The organism is Nonomuraea roseoviolacea subsp. carminata (assembly GCF_024172185.1).
Lineage (GTDB): Bacteria > Actinomycetota > Actinomycetes > Streptosporangiales > Streptosporangiaceae > Nonomuraea > Nonomuraea roseoviolacea.
In genome coordinates, this window is sequence record NZ_JAMZEC010000001.1 from 8843589 (window position 1) to 8869065 (window position 25477).

Annotated in this window: 28 protein-coding genes and 1 pseudogene; 8 read left to right on the forward strand and 21 right to left on the reverse strand. The window is 74.9% G+C overall.

What is annotated here, in order from left to right:
- Positions 1 to 365: 365 nt before the first annotated feature.
- The gene (locus tag HD595_RS41160; RefSeq protein ID WP_253779135.1) at positions 366 to 2021 is read left to right on the forward strand and encodes an alpha/beta hydrolase; all 1656 of its coding nucleotides are present in this window, start codon (positions 366 to 368) and stop codon (positions 2019 to 2021) included.
- A gap of 6 nt (positions 2022 to 2027) precedes the next feature.
- Here HD595_RS41160 and HD595_RS41165 read toward each other — a convergent pair whose 3' ends face one another.
- Positions 2028 to 3053, reverse strand: coding sequence for an ArsR family transcriptional regulator (locus tag HD595_RS41165; protein WP_253779138.1), 1026 nt, complete (start codon positions 3051 to 3053; stop codon positions 2028 to 2030).
- Positions 3054 to 3112: 59 nt separating this feature from the next.
- Here HD595_RS41165 and HD595_RS41170 point away from each other — a divergent pair, with 59 nt between their 5' ends.
- Positions 3113 to 4309, forward strand: a complete 1197-nt coding sequence (locus HD595_RS41170; RefSeq protein ID WP_253781481.1) for an MFS transporter — start codon at positions 3113 to 3115, stop codon at positions 4307 to 4309.
- Between the two features lie 25 nt (positions 4310 to 4334).
- Here HD595_RS41170 and HD595_RS41175 read toward each other — a convergent pair whose 3' ends face one another.
- Both HD595_RS41175 and HD595_RS41180 read right to left on the reverse strand, forming a co-directional pair.
- Complete coding sequence (locus tag HD595_RS41175) at positions 4335 to 5765, reverse strand: carboxylesterase/lipase family protein (protein WP_253779142.1); 1431 nt, start codon at positions 5763 to 5765, stop codon at positions 4335 to 4337.
- Between the two features lie 113 nt (positions 5766 to 5878).
- Positions 5879 to 6040: pseudogene (locus tag HD595_RS41180) on the reverse strand (response regulator); the annotation flags it as partial.
- Between the two features lie 104 nt (positions 6041 to 6144).
- Here HD595_RS41180 and HD595_RS41185 point away from each other — a divergent pair.
- Positions 6145 to 6315, forward strand: a complete 171-nt coding sequence (locus HD595_RS41185; protein ID WP_301311316.1) for an alpha/beta hydrolase — start codon at positions 6145 to 6147, stop codon at positions 6313 to 6315.
- An 11-nt stretch (positions 6316 to 6326) separates the two neighbouring features.
- On the opposite strand, the gene HD595_RS41190 is transcribed toward HD595_RS41185, so the two are convergent.
- Positions 6327 to 6692 (reverse strand): winged helix-turn-helix transcriptional regulator, encoded by a 366-nt coding sequence (locus HD595_RS41190; protein WP_253779148.1) that lies wholly within the window; start codon positions 6690 to 6692, stop codon positions 6327 to 6329.
- Positions 6693 to 6819: 127 nt separating this feature from the next.
- On the opposite strand from HD595_RS41190, the gene HD595_RS41195 reads away from it, so the two are divergent.
- Positions 6820 to 7782, forward strand: coding sequence for an NADP-dependent oxidoreductase (locus tag HD595_RS41195; protein WP_253779151.1), 963 nt, complete (start codon positions 6820 to 6822; stop codon positions 7780 to 7782).
- Positions 7783 to 7824: 42 nt separating this feature from the next.
- On the opposite strand, the gene HD595_RS41200 is transcribed toward HD595_RS41195, so the two are convergent.
- The 6 genes from HD595_RS41200 to HD595_RS41225 all read right to left on the reverse strand — a co-directional run bounded on the left by HD595_RS41200 (position 7825) and on the right by HD595_RS41225 (position 13256).
- Positions 7825 to 8469 (reverse strand): response regulator transcription factor, encoded by a 645-nt coding sequence (locus HD595_RS41200; protein WP_253779154.1) that lies wholly within the window; start codon positions 8467 to 8469, stop codon positions 7825 to 7827.
- Positions 8460 to 9623 (reverse strand): sensor histidine kinase, encoded by a 1164-nt coding sequence (locus HD595_RS41205; RefSeq protein ID WP_253779157.1) that lies wholly within the window; start codon positions 9621 to 9623, stop codon positions 8460 to 8462. Before HD595_RS41205 ends, HD595_RS41200 begins: the two co-directional genes overlap by 10 nt.
- A gap of 9 nt (positions 9624 to 9632) precedes the next feature.
- Positions 9633 to 10565 carry an ABC transporter permease gene (locus HD595_RS41210; RefSeq protein WP_253779160.1) on the reverse strand — a complete coding sequence of 311 codons (933 nt, stop codon included), beginning with the start codon at positions 10563 to 10565 and terminating at the stop codon, positions 9633 to 9635.
- Positions 10562 to 11476, reverse strand: coding sequence for an ABC transporter ATP-binding protein (locus HD595_RS41215; protein WP_253779163.1), 915 nt, complete (start codon positions 11474 to 11476; stop codon positions 10562 to 10564). Before HD595_RS41215 ends, HD595_RS41210 begins: the two co-directional genes overlap by 4 nt.
- A gap of 99 nt (positions 11477 to 11575) precedes the next feature.
- Positions 11576 to 12979, reverse strand: a complete 1404-nt coding sequence (locus HD595_RS41220; protein WP_253779165.1) for a serine hydrolase domain-containing protein — start codon at positions 12977 to 12979, stop codon at positions 11576 to 11578.
- 16 nt (positions 12980 to 12995) lie between these two features.
- Positions 12996 to 13256, reverse strand: coding sequence for a hypothetical protein (locus tag HD595_RS41225; protein WP_253779168.1), 261 nt, complete (start codon positions 13254 to 13256; stop codon positions 12996 to 12998).
- 224 nt (positions 13257 to 13480) lie between these two features.
- On the opposite strand from HD595_RS41225, the gene HD595_RS41230 reads away from it, so the two are divergent.
- Both HD595_RS41230 and HD595_RS41235 read left to right on the forward strand, forming a co-directional pair.
- Positions 13481 to 14422, forward strand: coding sequence for a GbsR/MarR family transcriptional regulator (locus HD595_RS41230; protein WP_253779171.1), 942 nt, complete (start codon positions 13481 to 13483; stop codon positions 14420 to 14422).
- 171 nt (positions 14423 to 14593) lie between these two features.
- The gene (locus HD595_RS41235; protein WP_253779174.1) at positions 14594 to 15415 is read left to right on the forward strand and encodes an alpha/beta hydrolase; all 822 of its coding nucleotides are present in this window, start codon (positions 14594 to 14596) and stop codon (positions 15413 to 15415) included.
- Positions 15416 to 15533: 118 nt separating this feature from the next.
- Here HD595_RS41235 and HD595_RS41240 read toward each other — a convergent pair whose 3' ends face one another.
- Positions 15534 to 16139 (reverse strand): TetR/AcrR family transcriptional regulator, encoded by a 606-nt coding sequence (locus tag HD595_RS41240; protein WP_253779176.1) that lies wholly within the window; start codon positions 16137 to 16139, stop codon positions 15534 to 15536.
- Positions 16140 to 16442: 303 nt separating this feature from the next.
- Between HD595_RS41240 and HD595_RS41245 the strand changes: the two genes are divergently transcribed.
- A complete protein-coding gene (locus HD595_RS41245) occupies positions 16443 to 17951 on the forward strand; it encodes a serine/threonine-protein kinase (RefSeq protein WP_253779178.1) in 1509 nt (502 codons plus the stop codon).
- 25 nt (positions 17952 to 17976) lie between these two features.
- Here HD595_RS41245 and HD595_RS41250 read toward each other — a convergent pair whose 3' ends face one another.
- The 3 genes from HD595_RS41250 to HD595_RS41260 all read right to left on the reverse strand — a co-directional run bounded on the left by HD595_RS41250 (position 17977) and on the right by HD595_RS41260 (position 20682).
- On the reverse strand, positions 17977 to 18990 hold the full coding sequence (locus HD595_RS41250) for a CU044_5270 family protein (protein WP_253779180.1): 1014 nt from the start codon (positions 18988 to 18990) through the stop codon (positions 17977 to 17979).
- A complete protein-coding gene (locus HD595_RS41255) occupies positions 18990 to 19562 on the reverse strand; it encodes an RNA polymerase sigma factor (RefSeq protein ID WP_253779182.1) in 573 nt (190 codons plus the stop codon). Before HD595_RS41255 ends, HD595_RS41250 begins: the two co-directional genes overlap by 1 nt.
- A 67-nt stretch (positions 19563 to 19629) precedes the next feature.
- Positions 19630 to 20682 (reverse strand): aldo/keto reductase, encoded by a 1053-nt coding sequence (locus HD595_RS41260; RefSeq protein ID WP_253779184.1) that lies wholly within the window; start codon positions 20680 to 20682, stop codon positions 19630 to 19632.
- 123 nt (positions 20683 to 20805) lie between these two features.
- Between HD595_RS41260 and HD595_RS41265 the strand changes: the two genes are divergently transcribed.
- Entirely contained in the window at positions 20806 to 21210 is a 405-nt protein-coding gene (locus HD595_RS41265) for a MerR family transcriptional regulator (RefSeq protein ID WP_253779185.1), read from the forward strand.
- Positions 21211 to 21279: 69 nt separating this feature from the next.
- On the opposite strand, the gene HD595_RS41270 is transcribed toward HD595_RS41265, so the two are convergent.
- From HD595_RS41270 to HD595_RS41300, 7 genes are all read right to left on the reverse strand, one after another.
- Positions 21280 to 21891: a TetR/AcrR family transcriptional regulator gene (locus HD595_RS41270; RefSeq protein ID WP_253779188.1), complete on the reverse strand. Its 612-nt coding sequence runs from the start codon at positions 21889 to 21891 to the stop codon at positions 21280 to 21282.
- A 67-nt stretch (positions 21892 to 21958) separates the two neighbouring features.
- Positions 21959 to 22171 (reverse strand): hypothetical protein, encoded by a 213-nt coding sequence (locus HD595_RS41275; protein ID WP_253779191.1) that lies wholly within the window; start codon positions 22169 to 22171, stop codon positions 21959 to 21961.
- Positions 22172 to 22205: 34 nt separating this feature from the next.
- Positions 22206 to 23180: a helix-turn-helix transcriptional regulator gene (locus HD595_RS41280; RefSeq protein ID WP_253779194.1), complete on the reverse strand. Its 975-nt coding sequence runs from the start codon at positions 23178 to 23180 to the stop codon at positions 22206 to 22208.
- A gap of 51 nt (positions 23181 to 23231) precedes the next feature.
- Entirely contained in the window at positions 23232 to 23993 is a 762-nt protein-coding gene (locus tag HD595_RS41285; RefSeq protein ID WP_253779196.1) for a TSUP family transporter, read from the reverse strand.
- 153 nt (positions 23994 to 24146) lie between these two features.
- Positions 24147 to 24560 (reverse strand): DUF7144 family membrane protein, encoded by a 414-nt coding sequence (locus HD595_RS41290; protein WP_253779198.1) that lies wholly within the window; start codon positions 24558 to 24560, stop codon positions 24147 to 24149.
- Positions 24561 to 24721: 161 nt separating this feature from the next.
- Positions 24722 to 25081: an STAS domain-containing protein gene (locus HD595_RS41295; protein ID WP_253779200.1), complete on the reverse strand. Its 360-nt coding sequence runs from the start codon at positions 25079 to 25081 to the stop codon at positions 24722 to 24724.
- 26 nt (positions 25082 to 25107) lie between these two features.
- Positions 25108 to 25452, reverse strand: a complete 345-nt coding sequence (locus HD595_RS41300) for an STAS domain-containing protein (protein WP_253779203.1) — start codon at positions 25450 to 25452, stop codon at positions 25108 to 25110.
- Positions 25453 to 25477 lie beyond the last annotated feature (25 nt).

A 25477-nucleotide genomic window follows, 5' to 3' on the forward strand; every position in this document is an offset into this window, starting at 1 on the left:
CGCCCAGCCGAACGCGAGGGCCCAGGTGCAGCGCCGGTCGAACACCAGGACGTCGGTGCGGCGCCCAGCCGAACGCCAGGACGTCGGTGCGGCGCCCGGCCGAACGGAGGTCGGCGGTGGGGCGGTCGGCGTGCGACCGCGGTCGGCGGTGGGGCGGTCGGCGTGCGACCGCGGTCGGCGGTGGGGCGGTCGGCGTGCGACCGCGGTCGGCGGTGGGGCGGTCGGCGTGCGACCGCGGTCGGCGGTGGGGCGGTCGGCGTGCGACCGCGGTCGCAGAGCGGGTGGCACGCGTCATACCAGGGTGGCACCCTTCGCTGGACGTTGGGCCGATGCCCGGCGAGGGGCCGTTCCTCGACGATGATCGGGTGAACGCAGCGATACTCGGCCTGTCCCCCGTGGAGTTCGCGACCCTGGTGGCCGCGCTTGTGCCGGTCCCGGCCCGTCTGCTCCCGCCCGGCGCGCGCAGGCCGGTGACGCTGGCGTGCGCGGCGGTCTTCGCGTCGTGCGCGGTGGCGTTGGCCGTGTCCGGCGTCCGCTGGCCCGTCGTGCCGGTGCTCGCGGGTGGGGCGCTCGCGCTGGCGGTCACCGTTCCGCCGCTGTTCGGGCGGCGTGCCGAGCGGCCCGTGCGGTGGAGGCGGTGGGCGGCCCGGCTGGGGTCGGCGGCGGCACTGGTCGTCGTCCTGGCCGGGGCGGTGACGGCGTGGGCACTTCCTGTGCCTGTGTTCCCCGAGCCGCCGGGCCCGTACGCGGTCGGCACCACGGTCGTGCAGTGGACCGACACCGCCCGGCCGGAGCCGGCCACGTCCCGCCGCGACGACCGGCGCGTGGTCGTCGTCCAGCTCTGGTACCCCGCGACCGGCGTCACCTCGGCGGACGCGCGGGCGCGCTATCTCGGACGCACCGAGCGGGAGGCGCGGACCGTCGCCCGGGGCACGGCCGCCTACCTCGGCATGCCGGGGTTCGTGCTGGACCAGGCATCGCTGGCGACCACCTGGTCGGTGCCCGGCGCGCCGGTGGCGGGCGGGCGGTTCCCGGTGGTGCTGTTCTCGCCGGGGCTCGGCGGGGTGCGCACCCAGAACACCGCCTGGGCCGAGGAACTGGCCGGGCGCGGGTACGTGGTGGCGGCCCTCGACCATCCGTACGACTCGGCCGTCGTGACGCTCGCCGACGGCCGGGTGATCCGGACGCGGCTCGCGGCCACCGGCGACCCGGCGGAGGACGACCGGAGGGCGGCCGCGTGGACCGCGGTGCGCGCCGCGGACCTCCGCTTCGTCCTCACCCAGCTCGGCCGCATCGACTGCGGTGAGCTCCCGGACCCGCTCGCCGGACGCGCTGATGGCGCCCGGCCACCGGCCCCGCCCGCGCCCCGCCTCGACCATGCCGCGTCGCCCCGCACTCTGGCCACCCGCCACCACCAAGCCCCGCCCCCGAGCGCCCTCGCGGCTCACCTCCTCCACACCGCGCCCCCGAACACCCTCGCCGCCCACCTCCACCACGCCGCGCTGCCGAGCACCCTCGCCACCCGCCACCATCAAGCCGCGCCCCCGAGCGGCCTGGCCGGGCGGCTCGACACCGGGCGGGTCGCGGTGACCGGTCACTCCCTCGGGGGTGCCGCCGCCCTGCTGGCCGCCCGTGAGGATCACCGGTTCGCCGCCGTCATCGACATCGACGGCTATCCGCGGGACCCCGCCCCGGGGCCGTTCCCCCAGCCCGCGCTCGCGCTCGTCCACGACATCGAGCCCGGCCAGGAGCGCGACTACCTCGACCGCCTCACCCGGGTGCTGGGGCTCAGCACGGCGGCGGGCTACCGGCTGACCGTCCCCGGCTCGGCGCACCTGACCTTCACCGACGCGCCGCTCTTCCTGCCGCCCCTCCCCTCGCTGGTGGGCTCGGGGGGCCGCGACGCCGGGCCGCGCCGCACCGCCGCCGTCACGGCCGCCTTCCTGGACGCCACCCTGCGGGGCGCGCCGGGCGACCTGGCCACGAGCTTGTCCGCGTACGGCAGGCTGACCGTCCTGTAGCGGCCCTCAGCCGCCGCCCTCGCCCTCGCCCTCGACCTCGTCCTCGCCCTCGACCTCGCCCTCGACCTCGCCCTCGACCAGGGCGTCGCCCAGCCTCGTCCGGGAGTACAGGACGGACCGGCCGGTGCGGCGCCGCCGGACCAGGCGGGCGTCCAGCAGGACCTTGAGATGCCGGCCCACCGACCCCAGCCCCTGGCCGGTCAGCGCCACGAGCTGGGTCGTGCTCTTGGGGTCGTCCAGGAGGACGAGGACCCCGGCGCGGGCGCGGCCCAGCAGCCTGCCCAGCGCGTCTGGCGGCGGCGGAGGGTCGCCGGCGGCCAGCGGCCCCCAGCACGGGTACACCACCGCGCACCGGTGCGGCAGCGGCTGCCGGCTCACCCAGCCGGTGCTCGGCGTCACCGGCACGAACAGCAGCCGGGCGCCGGCCAGGTCCCGCGGCGGGTGGTCATGGGCGTTGATCTGCAGCCGGCCCTCCCCCAGCCAGCGCATGTCGGGCCGCATGCCGCCCAGCGTCGCGACCCAGCCGCCCTGGCTGAGCCGTTCCGACCGGGCGGCGATGTCGGCCTCGATGACCCTGCGGCGGCGCGGCCAGGTGGGCAGCACGGTCTCCCGCCACACCCAGTCCAGGAGATCGGCGGCGCGTCCGGCCAGGTCGTCGCGGTGCTCCAGCGCGGCCGGGAGCGGCCCGCGCAGCGCGACCGCGAGGTCCGCGCGGACGGCCTCGGCGGGGGTCGCGCGGACGCGTTCGAGCTCGTCGTCGAAGGCCGGATCCCCCTCGCCGGTGGGAGTGGGGGTGAGGACGTCGGCGATCCAGTGGTGCCCGAGCGCGGCCTGGACGAACAGCGCGGTGACCGGGTCGGCGGACAGGCGGCTCCGGTAGGCGGGCAGGTGGGCGTCGAGCCAGGCGCGCTCGCCCGGGTGCCCGGCCGTGGCCTTCGCCAGGACGAGGAAGCCCGCGATCGTCTCGGTGAGCGGGGAGATCACGAACCGGCTTCCGGCGAGGGTGTCGGCGTCGACCTGCCACCAGCCCATGGTTTCGCCTCCCCGCGAAACCTTAGCAAGCAGATCCCCGGGGCCGATGAGATTCACGCATGCGTACGTATGGGGATCTTTTCCGCGTCCCGCAGTTCGCGCCGCTGTTCGCCTCCTCCGCCGCGCAGACGATGGGCACGACGGTGAGCGGGCTGGCCCTCGGCACGCTCGTCTACGCCGCGACCGGCTCACCGCTCCTGTCGGCCCTGAGCATGTTCGGCTCGTCGTTCGCCCAGGTGGTCGGCGCGACGGTGCTGATGTCCGCGGCCGACCGGCTGCCGCCGCGCGCCGCGCTGGCCGTCCTGGCCGCGGCCCTCGGAGCCGGCACGGCCGTCCTCGCGATCCCCGGCCTGCCGATATGGGCGCTGTTCGCGGTGCTCCTGGGTCTCGGGCTGGTCGCCTCGCTGGGCGGCGGGGTGCGTCAGGGGCTGCTGACCGAGCTGCTTCCCGAGCGGGCATACGTGCTCGGCCGCTCCGTGCTCAACGTGTCGGTGGGCGTCACGCAGATCTGCGGGTTCGCTCTCGGCGGCCTGCTGCTGAACGCCCTGACGCCGCGCGGCACGCTGCTGGCCGCGGCGGCGCTCGACCTCGCCGCAGCGCTGATCGCCGGCCTCGGCCTGCGCCGCCGCCCGCCCCGGGCCGCCGGGCGGCCGTCCGTCTCCGCCACCTGGCGCGTCAACGTCCGGCTGTGGTCCTCGGCGCCGCGCCGGTACGTCCTCCTGGCCCTGTGGGTGCCGAACGGGCTGATCGTCGGCTGCGAGGCGCTGTTCGTGCCGTACGCGCCGGGCCACGCGGCGCTGCTGTTCGCCCTGGCCGCGGCCGGCATGCTGGCCGGGGACGTCCTGGTGGGCCGGTTCGTCGCGGCGCGGTGGCGGGAGCGGCTCTCGGCCCCGCTGCGGCTGCTGCTCGCCGTCCCGTACCTGGTCTTCTTCCTGCGCCCGGCACCGGTGGTGGCGGCGGTGGCCGTGACCGTGGCCTCGGTGGGGTACGCGGCGGGCCTCATGCTGCAGGAACGGCTGGTCGCCCTCACCCCGCCCGACGCGCGGGGGCAGGCGCTGGGGCTGAGCTCGGCGGGGACGATGACCATGCAGGGCGTGGGTGCGGCGCTGGCCGGCGCCCTGGCCCAGCAGGCGTCCCCGGCCGTGGCCATGTCGGTGATGGCGGCGGCCTCGGTGCTCGTCACGCTGTGCCTGGCGCCGGGGCTGCGATCCGATCCCGCGCGCCAGGAACGCGTGTCCGAGCCGGTCGGCTTGTGAGAGATCCGCGTCCCGGGCGGGGCCGTCAGCCGATGACCGGGAAGCCCGTCCTCGACCAGAGCGCGCGGGAGGCCGCCTCCGGGTCCTCGGCGTCGGACGGCACGGCGTCGAACAGGCGGGTGACGGCGGTGGCCGGGTCGTGGCGCGGCCAGCCGGGGTCGCCCGTCGCGGCGAAGCCGGTCCAGGCGGCGACGAACTGCTCCGACACCTTGGGCAGGTCCGGCGAGCCGCCGGTCAGTCCGACGGCCATCTCGTCGCCGACGTTGCCGAAGACGAGCGGCACCTCCAGCCCGTGGCAGGCCCGGAAGGTGTCCGTGGGCGACCAGGTCAGCTCGTAGGCGTAGGTGGTGCCGGTGTGCGCGTCGGCCAGCAGCGCGCTCGGCATCCGGAACATCCAGTCCGACATCAGCACCTCGTACAGCTCGGCGTCGGACGCCTCCGGCCGCATCCGCCGGTAGACCTCCTCCGCTCCGCCGGGGGCGAGCGTCGCCAGGGCGCCGGCCAGGTCCACCGGCCGCCCGCCGAGCATCGAGGCGAACAGGCGGAACTCGTCCCTGGTGAAGCCCACGACCAGCTCGACGTCGCGGGCCGCGCCGGCCGTCAGCGCGTTCCACGGCGTGTCGGGCAGCACCTCGCCGTCCACCACCGGCGCGAACGCCAGCCCCGCGTACCCCATCGGACCCCAGCGGCCCGGATCGCCGGCGATCACCTGCGTGGCGACGTCCTCCCCCGCCGCCACCAGCACCTCGGGCGCGCTGTCGCGCGGGGAGCGGCCGAGCCGCCGTTCGACCTCGGCGGTGACGCGGGCGGCGTGGGCGGGGGTGACGAACATGGACGACACGCTCTGCGCGACGGCCCGCCCGAACAGGCCCTCGGCCGCCGGCATCGCCAGCAGGCACGCGATGGCCGCGGCACCTGCCGACTGGCCGAACACCGTCACCTTGCCGGGGTCGCCGCCGAAGGCCGCGACGTTCTCCCGCACCCAGCGCAGCGCCGCCACCTGGTCGAGCAGCGCCCGGTTGTCCGGCGCGCCCTCCACGTGGCCGTAGCCCTCGAAGCCGATCCGGTGGTTGAAGGTGACCACCACCACGCCCCGGCCGGCCAGGTTCGCCCCGTCGTAGGCGGGCAGGTCGGCGTAGCCGGAGCGGAACGCGCCGCCGTGGATCCACACCATCACCGGCAGCCCCGAGCCGCCCGGGTCGGGCGTCCAGACGTTGACCGTCAGGCAGTCGAGTCCCGCCGCCGGGTCCCACGCGGGCATGCCCATGAACATCGGCGGCTGCGGCGGCCGCGGCCCGAACCGGGTGGCCTCCAGCACGCCGTCCCAGGGCTCGGCCGGCTCCGGCGCCGCGAACCTGAGCGGCCCGAACGGCGCCCGGGCGAACGGGATGCCCTTGTAGGCGGTGACGCCGCCCGTCTCGATGCCGCTCACCCTGCCGGTGCTGATCCTCGTCATCGGCAACCTCCCCGCGGTCGTGATCTTCTCCGGTCCTCAGTCTCCTCGCGGGGACGGCCGCCCCCTCAGCCGGGGCGGACATGGAGCTTTCGTGGCAGGTGCGGCGCGGCCTGCCGCACGTCGATCACGGCGACGTCCGGGCGGTGGCGGGTGAGGGCGTCCAGCAGCATCGGGCCGTTGTCCACGGCCTCGGCGACCTCGAAGCCGTGGGCCGTGAGCAGGCGGGTCAGGTCGTCGCGGAGGAGGGCGAGGTCTTCGGCTATGACAACGCGCAGTACCGGAGGGCCCGGCGCGCGAGAGCGGCTGCTGCCCGCCCGCGCCGCCGCCCGCCACGGGGCTGCCGTCGTTCCTGGGCGTCGGCTCCTGGACGGACTTCGGCCTGTCCGAGGACGTCGTGCGGCGGGTGCCGGGGTCGTTCGCGCTCCGGTACGAGGGCGACGGCCACGCCCTGTACACCAGCGGCGTCCCGTGCGTCATCGCCCACGTCAACCGCTACCTCCTCAGCCTGCGGCTGCCCGTGCCGGGCACGGTCTGCCGGCCCGCCGCCTGAGCGCGCGGCCGCTACGACCGGGCGGGGATCTCGTGCAGGTGCCGCTCCACCCAGGAGCGCAGCATGCCCAGCGGCACGGTCACGCTGCGGCCCAGCTCGGTCAGCGCGTACTCCACGTGCAGCGGCACGGCCGGGTACACGGTGCGGTCCACGAAGCCCGCGTCCTCCAGCCGCCGCAACGTCTGGGTGAGCACCTTGGGGCTGACGCCCTGGAGCTGCCGTTGCAGCTCGCCGAAGCGTCTCGGCCCGTCCTCCAGGGCGCCGATGGCCAGCGTCGACCACTTGTTGGCCAGCAGGTCGAGCACGTCGCGGCAGGGGCAGAGCGCCGAGTAGACGTCGTGGCGGTCGTGCTCGCCGGTGGCGCACCTCATGGTCATGGCTGGGACTCCTCTCGTACTACCCAACAGATAGTAAGACTCCTTGCGGGTTACTACCACCTTGCGGATAGCGTCCGGGATCGTCGCATCGAGCCCATCACGTGCTCATCAAGTGAGGAGAAACAGCATGTCCACGCCCACCATGCGTGCCGTCAGCCAGCCCGCGTTCGGCGGCCCCGAGGTGCTGGAGCCGGTCCACGTGCCCCGTCCCGAGCCCCTGCCCACCGAGGTCCTGGTACGGGTGCGCGCCGCCGGCGTCAACCCGGTGGACTGGAAGACCCGCTCCGGGGGCGGCATGGCCGGGGTGCTCGGCCAGCCGCCGTTCATCCTCGGCTGGGACGTCTCCGGCGTGGTCGAGGAGGTCGGCTTCGGCGTGACCACCTGGAAGCCGGGCGACGAGGTGTACGGGATGCCGTGGTTCCCCCGCGCGGCCGGCGCCTACGCCGAGTACGTCACCGCGCCCTCCCGCCAGTTCGCCCGCAAGCCGGCCACGCTGGACCACGAGCACGCGGCCGCCGTGCCGCTGGCCGCCCTGACCGCCTGGCAGGCCCTGACCGACACGGCGGGCGTCCGGGCCGGGCAGCGGGTGCTGATCCACGCCGGCGCGGGCGGCGTCGGCCACCTGGCCGTGCAGTTCGCCCGCCACCTGGGCGCGCACGTCGTCACGACGGCCCGCGCGGCCAAGCACGAGTGGCTGCGCAAGCTCGGCGCCGACGAGACGATCGACTACACCACGACCCGCTTCGAGGACGCCGTGGCCGACGTGGACGTGGTCGTCGACCTGGTGGGCGACGGGCACGACGACACCAGCACCCGTTCGCTGAGGGTGCTGCGGCGCGGCGGCCTGCTCGTGGCGGTCCCGTCCGGAGTGTCTCCCGAGCTGGCCGAGCGGGCCGAGGCGGCGGGGGTACGGGCCACGCCGTTCCTGGTCGAGCCCGACGCGCCGGCGCTGGCCCGCATCGCCGGCCTCATCGACCAGGGCGAGGTCGCCGTCGAGGTGGAGGACGTCCTGCCGCTGGAGCAGGCCGCCGAGGCGCACCGGCGCGGCGAGGAGGGACGCACCCGGGGCAAGCTGGTCCTCACCGTCTGACCCGCCGCCGTGCCCCCAGGCGGGCGAAGGTGGACGGGGCGGTCAGGCGTCGAGGTAGCGCAGGATGGCCAGGACGCGGCGGCTGTAGCCGGGGTCGCGCGGCAGGTCGAGCTTGTCGGTGATGGCGTTGATGTGCTTCTCGACCGTGCTGAGCGACACGTGCAGGCGCGCGGCGATCGCCGTGTTGACGTAGCCCTGGGCGAGGTGCCGCAGCACTTCCGTCTCGCGCGGGCTCAACCGGGACAGCGGGTCGGCGCGGACGGTGCGCGCCAGGAGCCGGCGGACCACCTCCGGGTCCACGACGGTGCCGCCCGCGTGCACCCGTCCGAGGGAGTCCAGGAAGTCGGCCACCTCCGAGACCCGGTCCTTGAGCAGGTAGCCGAGCCCCTCGGTACGGCCCCCGAGGAGGGTGGCCGCGTAGGTGGTCTCCACGTACTGGGACAGGACGAGCACGGCCACGTCCGGGAGGCGTTCGCGGATCTCCAGCGCGGCCCGCAGCCCCTCGCCGGTGTGTGTCGGTGGCATGCGCACGTCGACCACGGCCACGTCGGGGCGGTGCGCGCCGGCGGCGTCGAGCAACGCCGCGGCGTCGCCGACGGAGGCGACGACCTCGTGCCCGGCGTCCTCCAGCAGCCGGCTCAGGCCCTCGCGCAGCAGCACCGAGTCGTCGGCGAGGATCACCCGCACGGCGCCTGCCTGGGCAGTGTCGCCGCGATCGTGGTCGGCCCGCCCGGCGGGCTGTCGACGGTGAACGTCCCGTCCAGCGCCAGGACCCGCCTGGCCAGGCCGGACAGCCCGCCGCCCGCGGGGTCGGCGCCGCCGGCGCCGTCGTCGGAGATCGCCACACTCACCGTCTCCTCCTCCTCGGTCAGCACGACGAGGACGTCGTGCGCGCCCGCGTGCTTGACCGCGTTGGTGATCGCCTCGCGGGCGACGAAGTACAGGGCCGTCTCGACCTCGCGCACCGGCCGGGCGGCCAGCCCGTAGTGCACGGTCACCGGTACGCCCGCCCGCTCGGCCACGCCCGTGAGCGCGGCGCGCAGGCCCAGCTCGTCCAGGGCGGTCGGGTAGATCCGCCAGGCCACGCTGCGCAGCTCGTCCAGGAGCCGGCGCGACTCGGTGTGGGCCTGGGCGACCAGTTCGCCGGTCCGGGCGGGGTCGGCGGCGTGCCGGGCCCGGCCGAGCAGCATGGCCAGCGCCACGCCCCGCTGCTGGACGCCGTCGTGCAGGTCGCGTTCGATCCTGCGTCGTTCGTCGTCCACGGCGTGGACGATGCCGGAGCGGGTCGCGGTCAGCTCGGCGATGCGCCTGCGCATCAGCTCCTGCCGGCCCGGCCCGAGGAAGTGGCCGGCCAGGCGGCGCTCGGCGGCGCCGGCGGCGAGCGCCGCGGGCACGGTCAGCGCCAGCAGGAGCGCCGCGGTGACCAGCCCGACGACGCCGCTGTCGGTGACCATCCGCACACCGGGCAGGTTGACGGCCACGGCCTCGCCCTGCCCGGTGGCCAGGGCCCACAGCCCGCCGGCCAGGAGCAGGCCGGACAGGAACAGCCCGGCCGCGAACGCGTACCCCAGCACGGCGCCCAGGGCGGCGCGGGCGGCGAGGAAGCCGTAACCGCCGCCCGCCGGGTCGGTGTCGTGGCCGAGCCAGCGGGCGAGGCGGGCCCGCTCCAGCGACAGCAGCCGGGCCAGGCCGCGGGCGGCGACGGGCCGCGCGGGCGGGAGCAGCCGGGCCGGGACGGCCACGCAGAGGAAGGCCAGCTCCACGAGCCCGAGGGCGGCGCCCGCGAGCACCCCGGCCAACGTCCGCGCGACCCGATGACCTGACACTGCGGTACCTGACACGGCCGCAGTCTAGGCGTCGCGCCGGCGCAGCACCGCGTGGCCCACGGCCAGCGCCGCCGCCGTCCAGCCCACCAGCCAGGCCAGCCCCTCCCCCGCCGGGTACGGCATCGGGCCGCCGGTGATGGTGTCGGCGCTCTCCATGAAGGCGAGCCCGGCGAACAGCGGCATGCGCAACGACGCCTCCACCGCCGCGGAGCCGCCCGTCATCAGCAGGATCATCGGCGCGCCCATGAGCAGCATGAACACCACGCTCAGCGTTCCGGCGGCGCTGCGCACGGCGGCGCCCACGCCGACGGTCATCACCGACACCAGGGCGAAGAACAGGCCCATGCGCAGGAGGTCGAGCGCCGTCCGGGCCGGGGGCAGCGCCACGCGGGCGCCGAACACGTCGGCGGACAGCACCGCGGAGACGGCCCCGGTCGCCGCCGCACCGGACAGCACCCCCGCCACGGCCACGACCGGCGCCACCACCAGCGCCTTCGCGGCGAGCACCCGGCCGCGGACGGGCACGGCCTGGAGCGTGGCCCAGATGCCGCGCGAGGCGTACTCCGAGGTGATCACCAGTGTCGCCATCGCGGCCAGCGCGAACGGGACGAGCGCCGCGGCCGACACCACGGGCCCGCTGGCGGTGACGCGCGCACCCCCGGCGCCCGCGCGGGCCAGGTCGGTGGCCTCGCCGGCGCCGACCGTCACCGCGCCGAGCACCAGCAGGGCCGCCGCGCCGGCCAGGCACCACCAGGTGGAGCGGACCGACCACAGCTTCACCCACTCGGCGCCGACCGCCCGGCCCAGCAGCACGAGCCGCGTCGGGCGGTCCGCCCGGCCCAGCAGCGCGAGCCCCGTCGGGCGGTCCGCCCGGCCCAGCAGCGCGAGCCGTGTCGGGCGGTCCGCCGCCGCCCGCTCGCCGTGGCCTCCCCTTGTCGTGTGTCGCTCCACGTTCACGCCTTCGCCTCCCCGGTCGCGTACTCCACGCTGCCGGCCGTCAGCTCCTGGTAGGCCTGCTCCAGCGACGCCTCGCGGGTGCGCAGCTCGTGCAGCCGGATGCCCGCCTCGTACGCGAGGTCGCCGACGCGCTCGATCGTGACGCCGGTCGCGACCAGCTCGTTCTCGCCCAGGCGCTCCACCGTGACGCCTGCCGCGACCAGCCGCGCGGACAGCTCGTCCGCGTGCGGCGTGCGGACGGCCACGGCCGTCAGGGCGCTGCCGGCTATCACCTCGGCCAGCGGCGCGTCCATGATGAGCCGCCCCCTGCCGATCACGACGAGATGGTCGGCGGTGAGCTGCATCTCGCTCATCAGGTGGCTGGAGACGAACACCGTGCGCCCCTCGCCGGCCAGCGAGCGCATCAGGTGACGCACCCAGCGCACGCCTTCGGGGTCGAGGCCGTTGACGGGCTCGTCGAACATCAGCACCTCGGGGTCGCCGAGCAGCGCGGCAGCGATGCCGAGCCGCTGGCTCATGCCCAGCGACAGCGCCCCCGCCCGCCGACGCGCTCCCTCCGCCATGCCGACCCGTTCCAGGACCTCCGCCACCCGGCCGCGCGCGATGCCGTTGCTGCGCGCCAGCGCCGTCAGGTGCGCGTACCCGCTCCTGCCGGGGTGCAGCGCCCGCGCGTCCAGCATCGCGCCGACCGTCCGCAGCGGGTTCCTGAGCCGGTGGTACGGGACGCCGCCGATCAGCGCGGTGCCCGCCGTGGGTCGGTCGAGGCCCAGGACGAGGCGCATCGTCGTCGACTTGCCCGCGCCGTTGGGTCCGAGGAAGCCCGTCACGGCGCCGGGCCTGACCTCCAGCGACAGGTCCTCCACGGCCGTGCGGTCCCCGTAGCGCTTGCACAATCCCCTGAGACTGATCACACCGGCTGAGGCTAGGCGGCCGTCCGGGCGGCGACCATGGTGGCGAACCGCCGTCCTCGATGGCGGAAACCCGTAAAGCGGCGCCCCCCCGGCGGGCGGTCAGCGGGATGGGCCGGCCAGGGCGCCGGTGCGCGGGGTCACCCGGCAGTTGGTGTGGAGGTACCGCGCGGCCCCGTCCTCGAAGTCGTAGATCGCGACCGTCTGCGTGTCCTCGAGCGGATCGTCCGAGGGCATCAGGAAGTGCGTCTCGCTCACCGGGAGCAGGTCGTGGGTGACCCGCTCCGGCCTGCCGGTGAACCGGGCGGTCATCGGGTCCGTGACGAGGGTGAGCCGGAGCCGCCCGCCTTCGGCGTGGACCTCGTGGCGGGAGCCGGGCCGCTCGTAGACGCCCTCGTACCTGGACGGGTCGAGCCGCAGCGACGGATCGGGCTCGGGCAGGTCCGGGATGGTGACCGCGCCGAGGTCCGACAGGATCTCGTCGAACACCTTCTTGTAGAAGCTCTCGCGGGGTCCGCCGTTCGTCAGCATCGTGAGGGCGATGCCGGAGTCGGGCAGGATCCGCAGGCGGGCGTTCTGGCCGATGGTGCTGCCGTCGTGGGCGTACACGGTCTCGCCGTGCCAGTCGCACACGACGAGCCCGAGGCCCCACTCCGGCCCGAACATGTACGGGTCGGGCACGGCGACGCGGGAGGTCATCATCTCCCGCACCCCCTCGGCCGAGACGATCCGCGTGCCGTCGGCCGCCCTGCCCTCGTGCAGCAGGACGTGCGCCAGCGCGAGCACCTCGGCGACGGTGGAGGTGAGGTTGCCGCCGGGCCCGAAGGCGCGGGGCAGATGGCTCAGCGGCGAGACGATCGGCCCCTCGTCGAGCGAGCGCACGATGTGTCCCGTCGCGGCCCGCTCCGGGTCCACGTCCTCGTGCCGGCTGCTGGTGGCCGTCAGCCCGAGGGGGCCGAAGAGGCGGTCGCGCATGACGGCGTCCCACCCCTTGCCGTCGACCACCTCCATGACGCGGGCGAGGATCGCGTAGCCGAGGGCCGCGCTGTAGCCGTGGGTGCGGCCGAGGGGGTGGACCTGGGGCGCTCCGGCGATGTTCGCCACCATGCGGGCGTAGACGTCGTCGCCCTCGCCGGGGTCGCCGTAGTCCTCCTCGATGCCGTTGGTGTGGTTGAGCAGGTGGCGCGGCGTGACCTCGGCGGTGGTCACGGGGTCGGCGACCGCGAACTCGGGCAGGTAGGAGCGCACCGGCTCGTCCAGCCCGGCCCTGCCCTCGTCGACGAGTTGCATGAACGCGAGGGCGGTCCAGGTCTTGGTCAGGGAGCCGAGCTGGTAGACGGTGCCGGTCGTCGCCGGCTCGCCCGTCAGCACGTTCGTGACGCCGGCGGCGAGGCCGGTGACCCGCCCGTCATGGAGCACGCCGATCGCCGCGCTCGGGATCCGGTACTCGGCCAGGAGCTCGGTGACCCGTCCCCGGACCCGTTCCACGTCCCATGTCTCTGCCATCGGGGCCGTCACCCGGCTACTTCTTGGGGAGGCCGACCGCGTTGGCGGCGTCGGCCTCGAAGTACTCCGTCACGGCGAAGGGGCCGGTGGGCCCCTCGAAGAGGTCCCGGACGCCGTCGATCGAGTCGTGGACGACGACGTTCACCGCCTTCGTGCCGTCGCCGCTGGCCACGGCCAGGACCCACCGGGCGCCCTTGGGCAGCCGGCCGTACGCCTCCTTGAGCGCGGCCCAGAACCCGTCACCGTCGGAGATCGTGGAGATCGCCATCACGTGCATCGTCGCTTCCTCCTCTGACGCTTTCCCCGGCGTTTCCGGGTGACGAAAAGCTACATTGCGTTTCCTCAATCGTCAACGTATCGGAGAAGGTTGAGCGACGTTTTCGCAGGTAGATACATATAATCGTTGCAATCGCCTTGTCGGGTAATGCAACCGGCGCACGCCGTCCGTTGCAATAGAGTGTGGATGAACGCGACCCCGTCCACCCCGCAGGAGGCCGGCCGATGCCCGGAGCCCGACTCACCCACGAGGACCGCCGGATGATCGCGGCCTGGCTCGCCGAAGGGCTCGGATACGCCGAGATCGCCCGGCGCCTCGGCAGGCCGACCTCCACGATCAGCCGGGAGGTGGCCCGCAACGGCCTGCACGGCGGCTACCTCGCCGACCGCGCCCAGCAGGCCGCCGGACGGCGCGCCCGCCGGCGCGGACCGGTCGGCGGGCCGGACGCGGAGCCGCCGATCGACGGCCGGCCGTCCGAGGAGGTGCGCGGCTACGTGGACGAGCTGGCGACCCTGCTGGCGGGCACCGGCCTGACCCGGATGGCCTCCCGGGTGTTCGCCTGCCTGATCACCTCCGACGCGGGGAGCCTGACGGCCGCCGAGCTGGTACGCCGGCTCCAGGTCAGCCCGGCGTCGGTGTCCAAGGCCATCGCCGCCCTGGAGGCGATCGAGCTGCTCCGGCGCGAGCCCGACTCCCGGGGGCGGCGCGAGCGGTACGTCGTCGGCGACGACGTCTGGCGCCGGGCCTGGCGGGCCGACACCGGCGCGCACGCCGAGGTGGCCAAGGCCGCCCGGCGCGGCGCCGGCGTCTTCGGCGCCGGCACGCCGGCCGCGATCCGGCTGGAGCGGATGGGCCGGTTCTTCGCCCAGATCAGCGAGCAGATGGACGGCGGCGATCTCACCGAGGCCCTCGTGCTCGACGTGCTGACGGTGCTCGCCGCGCTGGTGCACGCCGGCCGGCCGCTCACCGGGGACGAGCTGGCCGCGGCGCTGGACTGGCCGCGCGGGCGGCTCGCCGCCGCCGTGGACGCGGTCGGGCGCCGCCCGATCATCGCCGACCCGCTCGCGCTGGAGCGCACCGGGTCCGGCGCGTACACCATCATGGCGCGGCCGGACCGCCTCAGCCCGGCCCAGCGCGCGGCCCTGAGCAAGCCCCGGACCGCCTGAGCCCCGCCCGACATGCGGCCCTGAGCAAGCCCCGGACCGCCTGAGCCCCGCCCGACATGCGGCCCTGAGCAAGCCCCGGACCGCCTGAGCCCCGCCCGGCACGCGGCCGCCCTACGCCAAGTCTCGTGCCGCTAGCCTTGGTCCCGCACCGGCCAGACGAGAGGCTCCCCCATGACCGTTCCCGACGTGTCGGCGCTGCGCGAAGGCACGCGCCTGCGCGCCGCCGCCCGCCCCCGAGGGCCCGAGCTGGCCCGCGTGGAGGACCTGAGCGGTCCGGGCGGGCTGCCGCTGCGCCACTACCGGCCGTCGGAGCAGGGCCGCCCGTTGGTGGTGTTCGCCCACGGCGGGGCCTTCGTCATCGGCGACCTCGACACCCACGACCGCACCTGCCGGCGCATCGCCGCCGCCTGCGACGTCGAGGTCATGGCGGTCGACTACCGGCGCGCTCCCGAGCACCCGTACCCGGCGGCCGTCGAGGACGTGGCGGCGGTGCTGCGCTGGGCGCGGCCCGCGGCGGTGGCCGGGGACAGCGCCGGAGGCTACCTGGCGACCATGGCGTGCCTGCGGCTGCGCGACGCGGGCGAGCCGCTGCCCGCCCTGCAGATCCTCATCTGCCCCAACACCGACCTGACGCTCTCGCAGCCGAGCGTCGCCGAGAAGGGCTCAGGACACTCGCTGGACGCGGACTTCCTCCAGTGGGCCGTCGCGCTGTGGACGCCCGATCCGGCCGACCGCGCGCACGCCAGCCCGCTGCTGACCGCCGACCTGTCCGGCATGCCGGACGCGATCGTCGTGACCGCCGAGCACGACGCGCTGCGCGACGAGGGCGACGCCTACGCCCGCCGGCTGGCGGAGGCCGGCGCGCTCGTGCGGCACCGGCAGGAGCCGGGCCTGGAGCACGGCTTCATCCAGAACATGGACCTGACCTCGGCCGAGGCCGCCGCCGCCCACGACCGCCTGTTCGGCGACATCGCCGCCCTGATCCACCGGTGAGCGCGGACCGCCGGCAGGCCGGCCCCGGGACGGACCACCGGGAGGCCGGTCCCCGGACGGGCCACCAGGAAGCCGGTCCCCGGATGGACCGCCAGAAGGCCGGTCCCCGGACGGGCCGCTAGGAGTCCGGTCCCCGGACGGACTGCCAGATCCGTTCGGGCAGCAGCCGGGCCGCCTCGTCGAGGTCGATGCCGGGCACACCGGCCAGCCAGCGGCGGACGGTCTCCGCGACCGGCCCGATCACGAGCATCTCGATGAGCGCCGGCGGCAGGTCCTGGATGCGGCCCGCCGCGACGTGCGGCGCGAACCACGCGGCGATGGCCTCCATTCGCTCCGCCTTGCCGGCCCGCATCCGCTCGGCGTGCGGGAGGACGCGCCCCGCGTACGGCGACACCAGCAGGAAGTGCGCCCGCGCCCGGTGCCCGGCGGCCCAGCGCAGGTAGCCGACGACCATGGCGCGGACGCCGGTGCGGGCGGTGCGCGTGGCGCGCAGGGCCGCGACGAGGTGGTCGAGCAGGTCGGCCATGCAGCGGCTCCACACCTCCGCGGCCAGCACGTCGAAGCTGCCGAAGTGGTGGTAGAGGCTGCCCACGCTCACGCCGCTGGCCTCGATGACCGCGGTCAGCGTGAAGCGCTCGGGGCCGCCCTCGGCGTAGACCGCCATCGCGGCCTCCACCAGTTGCTCCACGGTCTCCCGGCCGCGCGCCTGCTTCGCTGACTTCACGCCACATCCTTACCGGGGACGGCGGCCGATTGACAATCACAGGGTCGATCCAAAAAACTCTTCTAGAAAAATTCTCTAGAAAGGGTCGGTCTGCCGCCGGAGGCCGGTCCCGCCGAGGAGGGCTGCGATGGCCGGACCAGACCGCGAGACGAACGACGCGCCGCCCCCTGGGCGCGTCGCCACCCCGGTCGCGGGCGGGCGCCCGGGATCGCGCCGCGGTCCGTGGCCGGGACGGGCGACGCCCGGCCGGGCGCGGCGGCCCCTGCCGAGGGTCGCGGACAGGCAGAGGAGCCGGTGACCGGCGTGATCCATGCTCTGCGACCGGGCGACGCGCCCGTGATGGGGCCGTACCGGCTGGTGGGGCGGCTGGGCGGCGGCGGGATGGGAGAGGTGTTCCTGGGCCGCTCGCGCGGCGGGCTCCCGGTCGCTGTCAAGGTGGTGCGCCCCGACCTGGCCGGCGACGCGGAGTTCCGGCGCCGCTTCGCCCATGAGGTGGAGGCGGCCCGCAAGGTCGGCGGCTTCTACACCGCGCAGGTGGTCGACGCCGACACCTCCGCGGAGCGGCCGTGGCTGGCCACCGCCTACATCCCCGGTCCGTCCCTGGACGAGGCGGTGAGCCGCCACGGCCCGCTGCCCGCCGCGTCGGTCGCCGTCCTCGGGGCGGGCCTGGCCGAGGGGCTCGCCGCCGTCCACGCCTGCGGTCTCGTGCACCGCGACCTCAAGCCGGGCAACGTGATCCTGGCCGAGGGCGGCCCCCGCCTCATCGACTTCGGCATCGCCCGCGCCCTGGACCGCGTCAGCCACACCCACTCGCGCATGGTGGTGGGCACCCCCGCGTTCATGTCGCCCGAGCAGGCCCGCGGCCACGCGGTCGGGCCGCCGTCCGACGTGTTCGCCCTCGGCGGCGTGCTGGCCTACGCCGCGACCGGCCGCAGCCCGTTCGGCGTCGGCCACGGCGAGGCGCTCGGCTTCCGGATCGTGCACGAGCAGCCCGACCTGGCCGGGATCCCGGACGACCTCGCCGACCTGATCACCGCCTGCCTGGACAAGGAGCCGGCCGGGCGCCCCGGCGTGCCCGCCGTCATCGACCGGCTCGCCGGACCCGCCGTGGACGCGCCGTGGTGGCTCCCCCTGGACGTCACCAGGATGATCACCGAACGCGAGACGGCGATCCTCACCCCGGCACGCACACCGACGGACCCGCTCGGCAGGCCCCCGAGGAGGAGACGACCGCCGTGGCAGGCCGCCGGTGCCGCGATGGTGACCCTGTCGCTGCTCGCCCTGGCCCTCGGGGGCCTGGACGACGGTTTCGACTCCGTCATGAGGGCGGTCGACGGCACACCGTTCGAGGAGCTCTTCGACGACTCGCCGGGGCTGCGGGACGACGGCGTCACCTTCGCCACCGTGCTGGCCGCCATCACGCTTCTGAGCTGCTGCTTCGCCCTCGGGGCGTTGGCCACCAAGGTGACCGAGCGCGCCGTCGCCCCCGTGGCCGGCGCGATCGGCACCACCCTGCGCACCACCGCCATCACCGCGGCCTTCGTCGCGGGCCTGGCCGCGCCGCCCTTCGCCTGGACCGGGCTGACGAGCCTGCTGGGCGAGTGGATGGCGCCGATGACCGCGCTGTGCGTCGCGCTGGGCGCCGTCGCCGTCGCCCTGGCCATCGGGCTCGGCTGGAACGCCGAGGCCGTGAGGGCCGCCGAGGCTGTGCAGGCCGCCGAAGCCGCGGCCGGGAAAGCCGGCGACGCCGGAGGCGGGAAAGCGGACGGCTCCCGAGGCGGGAACCCGGGCGGCGCCGGCCGCGGCGCGTGAGACGCCGCGGCCGGGACACGGGCGGTCAGCCCCGCCGCGGTTTCTGGCCGACCTGGTCGACGACGCCCACAGCGGTGCGGGTGTAGACGTTCCAGGTGGTTCCCTTCTCGATGCTCCACTCCCGGTACGGGGTTTCGCGCTTGCCGTCCTTGTCGAACGCCTCGGTGCCGGGCCCTGGGAACATCTCGTCGTGGTCGGCGACCGCGGTCTCGCGCCAGCCTCGGGAGGCGTACGTCACCGGGTCCAGCAGGATCTCCACCTTGCGCCAGCCGTCGGCGACGCGGGAGACCGACAGCGCGGGACGGCCATCGGCGTCGGTGCCGGACTCGTCCACCGTCACGCCGGGGATCTTGGCCAGTGCCCGGTAGATCGCGGCCTCCTGCGCGGGAGGGACGATGCTCTGCTGGAGCGTCACGGCGAACCGCTCGAAGATGTAGTCGTCGTCGATCCGTGTGTACGTGCCGTGCATCTTACGGAACTCGGCCAGGAGCGCGTCGGGGTCGGTGGGCAGGGCCATCAGGAGGGCGTAGGTGTTCTCCGGCGTCCGCTCACCGGGATTGCTGGTCATCAGCCTGCCGTTCACCAGGTAGCCGACCCGCCTGCCGTCGGCGCGCGTCCAGAAGTCACTGACGTCGGTCCTGAGCGGCGTACGCGGCGTGAACCGTGCACCGCGGGGCATGCCCTTGAACAAGTGGCCCTGCCTGCGGGTCTCGATGTAGATCCACTGGTCGTCGCGGGGCGGCGTGAAATCCTTCTCCTGCACGGCCGCGGCGATCCTCGTCAGCACCACCTGGGCGTTGGCGGGGGGCAGGGCGCTCTCCCCGCCGGTCACGGTCTGGACCACGGTCGCCCCCGTGGCGATCACCACCGTGGCGGCGGCCACCGCCAGCGCCCGCACCGCCCACAGGCTCCTCCGGCTCCTCCGGCGGGGCGGCCCGGCGGCTCTGGCCAGCAGGGCGGCCCTGGCCGCAGCCCGGGCGCCGGGAGCCGGCGGCGCCGGCCGCTCCCAGGTCTCGCGCAGCGTCTCGATGTCGTTCATCACGCGTCCTCTCCGAGAGCGGCCTGGATCTTCTTGCGGGCCCGGTGCAACCGGGAACGCGCCGTGCCGGCCGGGATGCCGAGCGCGTTGCCCGCCTGCTCCGAGGTGAGCTCGGCCCAGGCGACGAGGAGCAGCACGTCCCGGTCGCCGTCGGCGATCTCGGCCAGGGCCGCGGCGAGCCGGGCCGTGCGCGCTCCCGCATCGACCGCGCCCGCGACCCGCTCGGCGTGGTCCTCCGCCGCGTCGTCCGCGCCCGCTCTGGCCAGCGCCCGGTACTGGCGCACCTCGGCGCGGCGGTGGCGAGCGATGAGGTTGGACGCTATGCCGTACAGCCAGGGCCGCGCGTCGGGGTGCGACACGTCGTAGCCGGCGCGCTTGTCGAAGGCGATGAGGAACGTCTCCGCGGCCACGTCGTCGGCGAGGCCGCCGCCGAGCCTGCGCGCGGCGTAGGCGTGGATGCCGGCGTAGTGGCGGTCGAAGACGGCGGCGAAGCGCTCGGGGTCGTGCCAGGACTGCTCGATGATCACGACGTCCGCGTCCTGCGCCGGCAGCGCGCGGGGTATCGCGGTCACCTCTTGATCCTCTGGTTCATGACCTCCTTTCGCCGAACCCGGCGAGGGTGTTCACGGTGACCCGGAGTCAGACCGCCGCGGCGCGGTCGGTGACCGGGCGGCGGCGCAGGGCGGCGTCGGTCAGCACCCGCGGCCGCCAGGCCCCGTCGGCCTGGTAGAGGTCGGCGCCCGGCGGCACGATGGCGTCGATCCGGTCCAGCGTCCCGTCGTCCAGCGTCAGCGACGCCCCGCTCAGCAGCGCCTCCAGTTGCTCCATGGTCCGCGGCCCGATGATCACCGAGGTGACGCCGGGATGCGCCGCCGGGAAGGCCACGGCCAGTTCCGGCAGCGAGCAGCCGATGCTCTCGGCCACGGCCGCCAGCTCCTCGACGGCGTCGTACTTGGCCGCGTTGCCCGGCAGCGCCGGGTCGAAGCGGGCGGGCGTGAGCGCGGCCCGGCCCGTGGACAGGTCCGCCGGGCGGCCCTTGCGGTACTTCCCGGTCAGGAAGCCCGAGGCCAGGGGGCTCCAGGTCAGCACGCCCATGCCGTACCTCTGGCAGAGCGGCAGCACCGCCGTCTCGGCCCCGCGGCGCAGCAGCGAGTACGGCGGCTGCTCGGTGCGGAAGCGCATGAGGCCGCGCCGCTCGGCCACGTGCCGCGCCTCCACGATCTCCTCGACCGGGAACGTCGAGCAGCCGAACGCGCGGATCTTGCCCGCCCGCACCAGGTCGGTCAGCGCCCACAGGGTCTCCTCCAGGTCGGTCCGCTCGTCGAAGCGGTGCACCTGGTACAGGTCGATCCAGTCGGTGCCCAGGCGGCGGAGGCTGGCCTCGACCTCCCGGACGATCCAGCGGCGCGAGGCGCCCCCGCGGTTGGGGCCCTCGCCCATCGGGAAGTACACCTTGCTCGCCAGCACCACGTCGTCGCGGCGGCCCTTGAGCGCCTTGCCGACGATCTCCTCCGACTCGCCCGCCGAGTACATGTCGGCGGTGTCGACGAAGTTGACGCCGCGGTCGAGCGCCGCGTGCACGATGCGGACGCAGTCGTCGTGGTCGGGGTTGCCGACGGCGCCGAACATCATCGTGCCGAGGCAGTGGACGCTCACCTCGATGCCGGTGCCGCCGAGGACGCGATAGCGCATGCACGTGCTCCTTGTGCGAAGGAAGGGGGATCGCCGGCCCGCTCCCGAGGCGGCCGGACGCGTCGCACGCTAGCCCCTAGAGGCGGCTCTAGGTCAACTTCCGCCGGCGCTATGCTGGCCCGCATGCCGGATGCCGCCGCCCCAGGGCTCACGATCAGCCAGGTCGCCGAACGGACCGGGCTGAGCGTCCACGCGCTGCGCTTCTACGAGCGGGAGGGCATCCTCGCCCACCCGGTGCGGCGGGAGGCGGGCGGGCGGCGCGTGTACGCCGAGCGCGACGTGGAGTGGCTGTCCGTGTGCGTCGTCCTGCGCGCCTCCGGCATGCCGCTGCCGGACATCCGCGCCTACACCGACCTCGTCCGCCAGGGGCCGGGCAACGAGGAGCAGCGCCTCGTGCTGATGCGCCGGCACCAGGAGCGGGTGGTCGAGCAGATGGCGCGCCTCAGCGAGAGCTACGACCTGATCAGCTACAAGGTGCGGGTGTACGAGGACCTGGTGGAGCAGGGCGGCGAGGCGCGCGCGTGCTGACGGCCCCGTGCCGGGTGCGGCGGGCGCGTGCCGTCGGCCCCATGCCGGACGCGGCGGGCGCGCGGCGGGTCAGCCGCACTCGGGCATGAGCAGGGCGGTCTGCTCCCGCGTCAGGGGCGGCGCGGGCAAGGGCCGGGTCTGCGAGGCCGAGGAGGCGCGCAGGCCGTCGAGCGTCAGCGCGAGGTGGCGGCGCCAGGCTCCGGGCGCGACGCGGAACGTCGCCCGCACCGTCGCGGCGATACCCCAGGTCACGAACGCCATGTCCTCCAGCGTGACGTCCGCGCGGAGCTGGCCCGACGCGTGGGCGCGATCGACGATGCGCCGCATCAGGCTGTAGCCGCCGGCGGGGTCTCCCCCTGCGGCGCCGCGGACGGCGACGTCGTTGTAGCCGAGGTCGGCCGCCTGCAGCTCGCACACGCCGGTCAGGAACGCGACGAACCCCTCCCAGGCGTCGTCGGCGGTCAGCGCCTCCTCGGCCAGCCGGGCCACCGTGGCCGTGCGGTCCTCGAAGACCGCCTCGACCAGCGCCTGCCGGGTGGGGAAGCGGTTGTAGAGGGTGCCGATGCTGACGCCGGCCGTGCGGGCGATCTCCTCCAGCGGCACGTCGAGCCCCCGGTCGGCGAACAGCGACCTGGCCGCCCGCAGGAGGCGCTCGCGGTTGTGCACGGCGTCCTTGCGCATGGACCCGATCCTAACGAAGGTGAGGCGCCTCTCAGGTTACGGATGGTGGGTCCGGCGGCCGAGCGGGTCAGCGCCGGCCGTACTTCTTGTGGACGGCCTGCTTGCTGACGCCGATCGCGTCGGCGATCTGCGCCCAGGGCAGTCCGGCCACCCGGGCCCTGCGGACCTGCACGGCCTCCATGCGCTCGATCTCGTGGCGCAGCGCCGTGGTGGCCTGCAGCGCCACCAGCGGGTCGTCGTCCCGCGCCTGCCGCACGAGGGAAGCCAGGTCGTCGGTCATGTCCCAACCGTAGACGAACCCGCCGGGAAACCCCTCATCCGTCGTACATCTTGGCCAGCTCGGCGACCGCCTCGGCCATCAGCTCGCGCAGCTCCGGCGGGCTCACCACCTCGACGAGCGCGCCCATGCGCAGCAGCAGCCAGCGGGCGTGCCGCAGCGACTCGACGGGGACGGTCATCGTGCGCCAGCCGTCGGCGTCGGCCGGGCCGGCCTCCTCCATCGCGGCGGCCACGGCGTCGCCGCCCATCGTGTACGAGAACAGGCCGTCGGCGCCGGGGGCCAGCCTGACGACGGCCTCGGCGGTGTACATGCGCTCGCGGAACTCCTTGGCGTACGCGTGCCAGAACTCCGTCAGGTCGAAGCCCTCGGGCCGGTCGAAGCGGCCGGGAAGCGTCTCCAGCGTCAGGATCCGCGAGACGCGGTAGGTGCGCGGTGTCCCGCCGGGCGGCGCGGCGACCAGGTACCACGAGCCGCCCTTCAGGACCAGCCCGTACGGGTGGACCATCCGCTCGACCTCCTGGTTGCCCCAGCGCCGGTAGGTCATCCGGATCGGCCGCAGGTCCCACACGGCCTCGGCCACGGCGCTCAGGTGGGGAGCCTCGTCCGGGCCCCGGTACCAGCCGGGCACGTCGAGCAGGAAGCGCTCGCGCATGCGGGAGGCGTACGAGCGGGGCTCGGGCGGGAGGGCGGCGAGCAGCTTCAGCTCGGCGGTGGCGGCGACGTCGGCCAGGCCCAGCTCGGCGGCCGGGCCGGGCAGGCCCGCGAGGAACAGCGAGGACGCCTCCTCGGCGGTCAGGCCGTTCAGGCGGGTGCGGTAGCCGTCGAGGAGCTGGTAGCCGCCGGCCGGGCCGCGGTCGGCGTAGACGGGCACGCCGGCGGCGGACAGCGCCTCGACGTCGCGGTAGACGGTGCGGACGGACACCTCCAGCTCCTCGGCCAGCTCGGTGGCGGTCATGCGCCCGCGCGTCTGCAGGAGCAGGAGGAGGGACAGGAGGCGGCTGGCGCGCATGCCGCCAGTCTAGGGACGCCCGGCGCCCGGCGCGGGTCCCCCGCGGGAGCGTCAGGTGAACTGCTGCCAGCCGAGCCGGATCACCATGGCCACGACGACGACCAGCAGCACGATCCGCACGAAGTCCGTGCCGCGCCGCAGCGCCATCCGCGCCCCGACCTGCGCGCCGGCGATGTTGCACACCGCCATGCCGAGCCCGAGGCCCCACAGGATGTGCCCCTGCCAGGCGAAGACGAACAGCGCGCCCAGGTTCGTCCCGGTGTTGATGATCTTCGCGGACGCCGACGCGGAGACGAAGTCGAGGCCGAGGATCGTGGTGAACGCGATGATGAGGAACGTCCCGGTGCCGGGGCCCATGATGCCGTCGTAGAAGGCGATGCCGACGCCGGCGACCGTCACGGCGGCCGTGATCCGGCCGCGGGTCCGCAGGTGGGGCTGCGGGACGGAGCCGAGCGCCGGCCGTAACGTCACGAAGGCGGCCACGCCCAGCAGCACGGCCATCACGACCGGCCGCAGCACCTCGGCGGAGATGGCGGCCGCGGCCGAGGCGCCGAGGCCGGCGCTGACCACGGCGAGGCCGGCGCCGGGCAGCGCCACCTGGCGGTCCAGCTTGGTGGTACGGGCGTAGGCCACGGCGGCGGACGCCGTCCCGAACACGGACGACAGCTTGTTGGTGGCCATGGCCTGGACGGGCGGCACCCCGGCCACCATCAGCGCCGGCAGCTGGAGCAGCCCGCCGCCGCCCACGACGGCGTCGACCCATCCCGCGCCGGCCGCGGCCACCAGCAACACGAGCACCTGTTCCAGTGGCACGCCACTCCCCTGACCGACGACTCGACCCAGATCAACCCAGACGAGGTTATACGTCGGCTTTCATCCGCTTGGGCGGCGGGCCTGGCGCGGACACGAAGACGCCCGGCGTGCGGCGTCAGGGAGGTGACGGCCGCGCGCCGGGCGGACGCTCTGTCAGCCTTCGGCCATCTCCTTGGCCTCGCGGCCGTGGACGATGAGCGCGTACAGGACGACCATGTCCACCGCGATGACCACGAGCGACCACCAGGGGTTGACGGCGATCCAGATGAGCTGCGTGATCGCGTTGAGCATGACGAGGATGACCCCGATGACGCGCGCCCACGTCTGCCCGACCATCAGGGCGACGCCGACCACGAACAACAGGATCCCCAGCAGCAGGTGCACCCATCCCCACCCCGTGAGGTTGAACAGGAACAGCCGCCGGGCCGTCTCGACGTAGAAGTCGCCGCTGAAGATGGCGTACAGGCCGGAGATCACGTTGAACAGGCCCGACATGATGATCATGATGGCCGCGAACCACACCCAGCCCACCCAGCCGGTGACGTGGTGCCGCGCTTGATAGGTCATGGCGAATCCCCCCGAAAGACTGCCTCAAGCCGCATTCCACCCATGACGCTACGGAACGCGTTATTTACCGACAGTACTGATGGAGGGGCGCATGCGGTTCTTGCTGCGGTAAATGTTGTGGCTGCGCCTCTTGGTGCGGGGTGGACCGGCGCGGACGCCGGTCAGGCGCCCAGTTCGTCCAGGGGGGCGGTGAGGGCGTGGTCGACCGTGGCGTGGATCCGCAGCACGTCGGCCGTGCCGGTGATCTCCAGGAGCCGGGCCGGCGCCGGCCGCATCCCGGCCAGGTGCAGGCTGCCGCCGACGTCGCGCAGCAGCGCGTCGGCGGAGATGAGCACCCGCAGGCCCGGGCTGGCCATGAACGGCATCTCGCTCAGGTCCAGCACGAGCCGCTCCCCGGCGCCGGGGCACGCGTCACGGATGAAGCCCTCGAGCTGGTCGGCGGTCACGGCGTCCACCTCGCCGCCGACGGCGATCACACGGGCGCCGGGCAGCTTCCGCGTGGTGAGGGTCAGCATGGTCATCGGGGTCCTCGCGCTCTGCCGGTCGGCTACAGGGTCTGGTGGAGCATGGCCAGCAGGCGGCGCAGCTGGGCGGGCACCTCGCTCACCGTGGCCGCGCCCTCGCGGACGAGCCCGAGCAGCACGCGCACACCGGAGACGTCGACGAACGACAGGCGCGCCGCGTCGATCACCAGGCTACCGCCGAGCCCGGCGGCCTCGCGCAGGACGCGTGCCAGGGCGGGACTGTTGGTGCGGTCGACCTCGCCGACGAGCGCGACCGAGGGCGCGCCGGAGCGCTCGCCCGAGGTGACGCGCAGGAGCCTGTCGGCGTACAGCACCCGCTCGCCCACCTGGGTCTCGCCTCGGAAGCGCGGAGTGTCGCCTTTGAGCACGTCGTCACCTCCCCTTGCCGGTCGC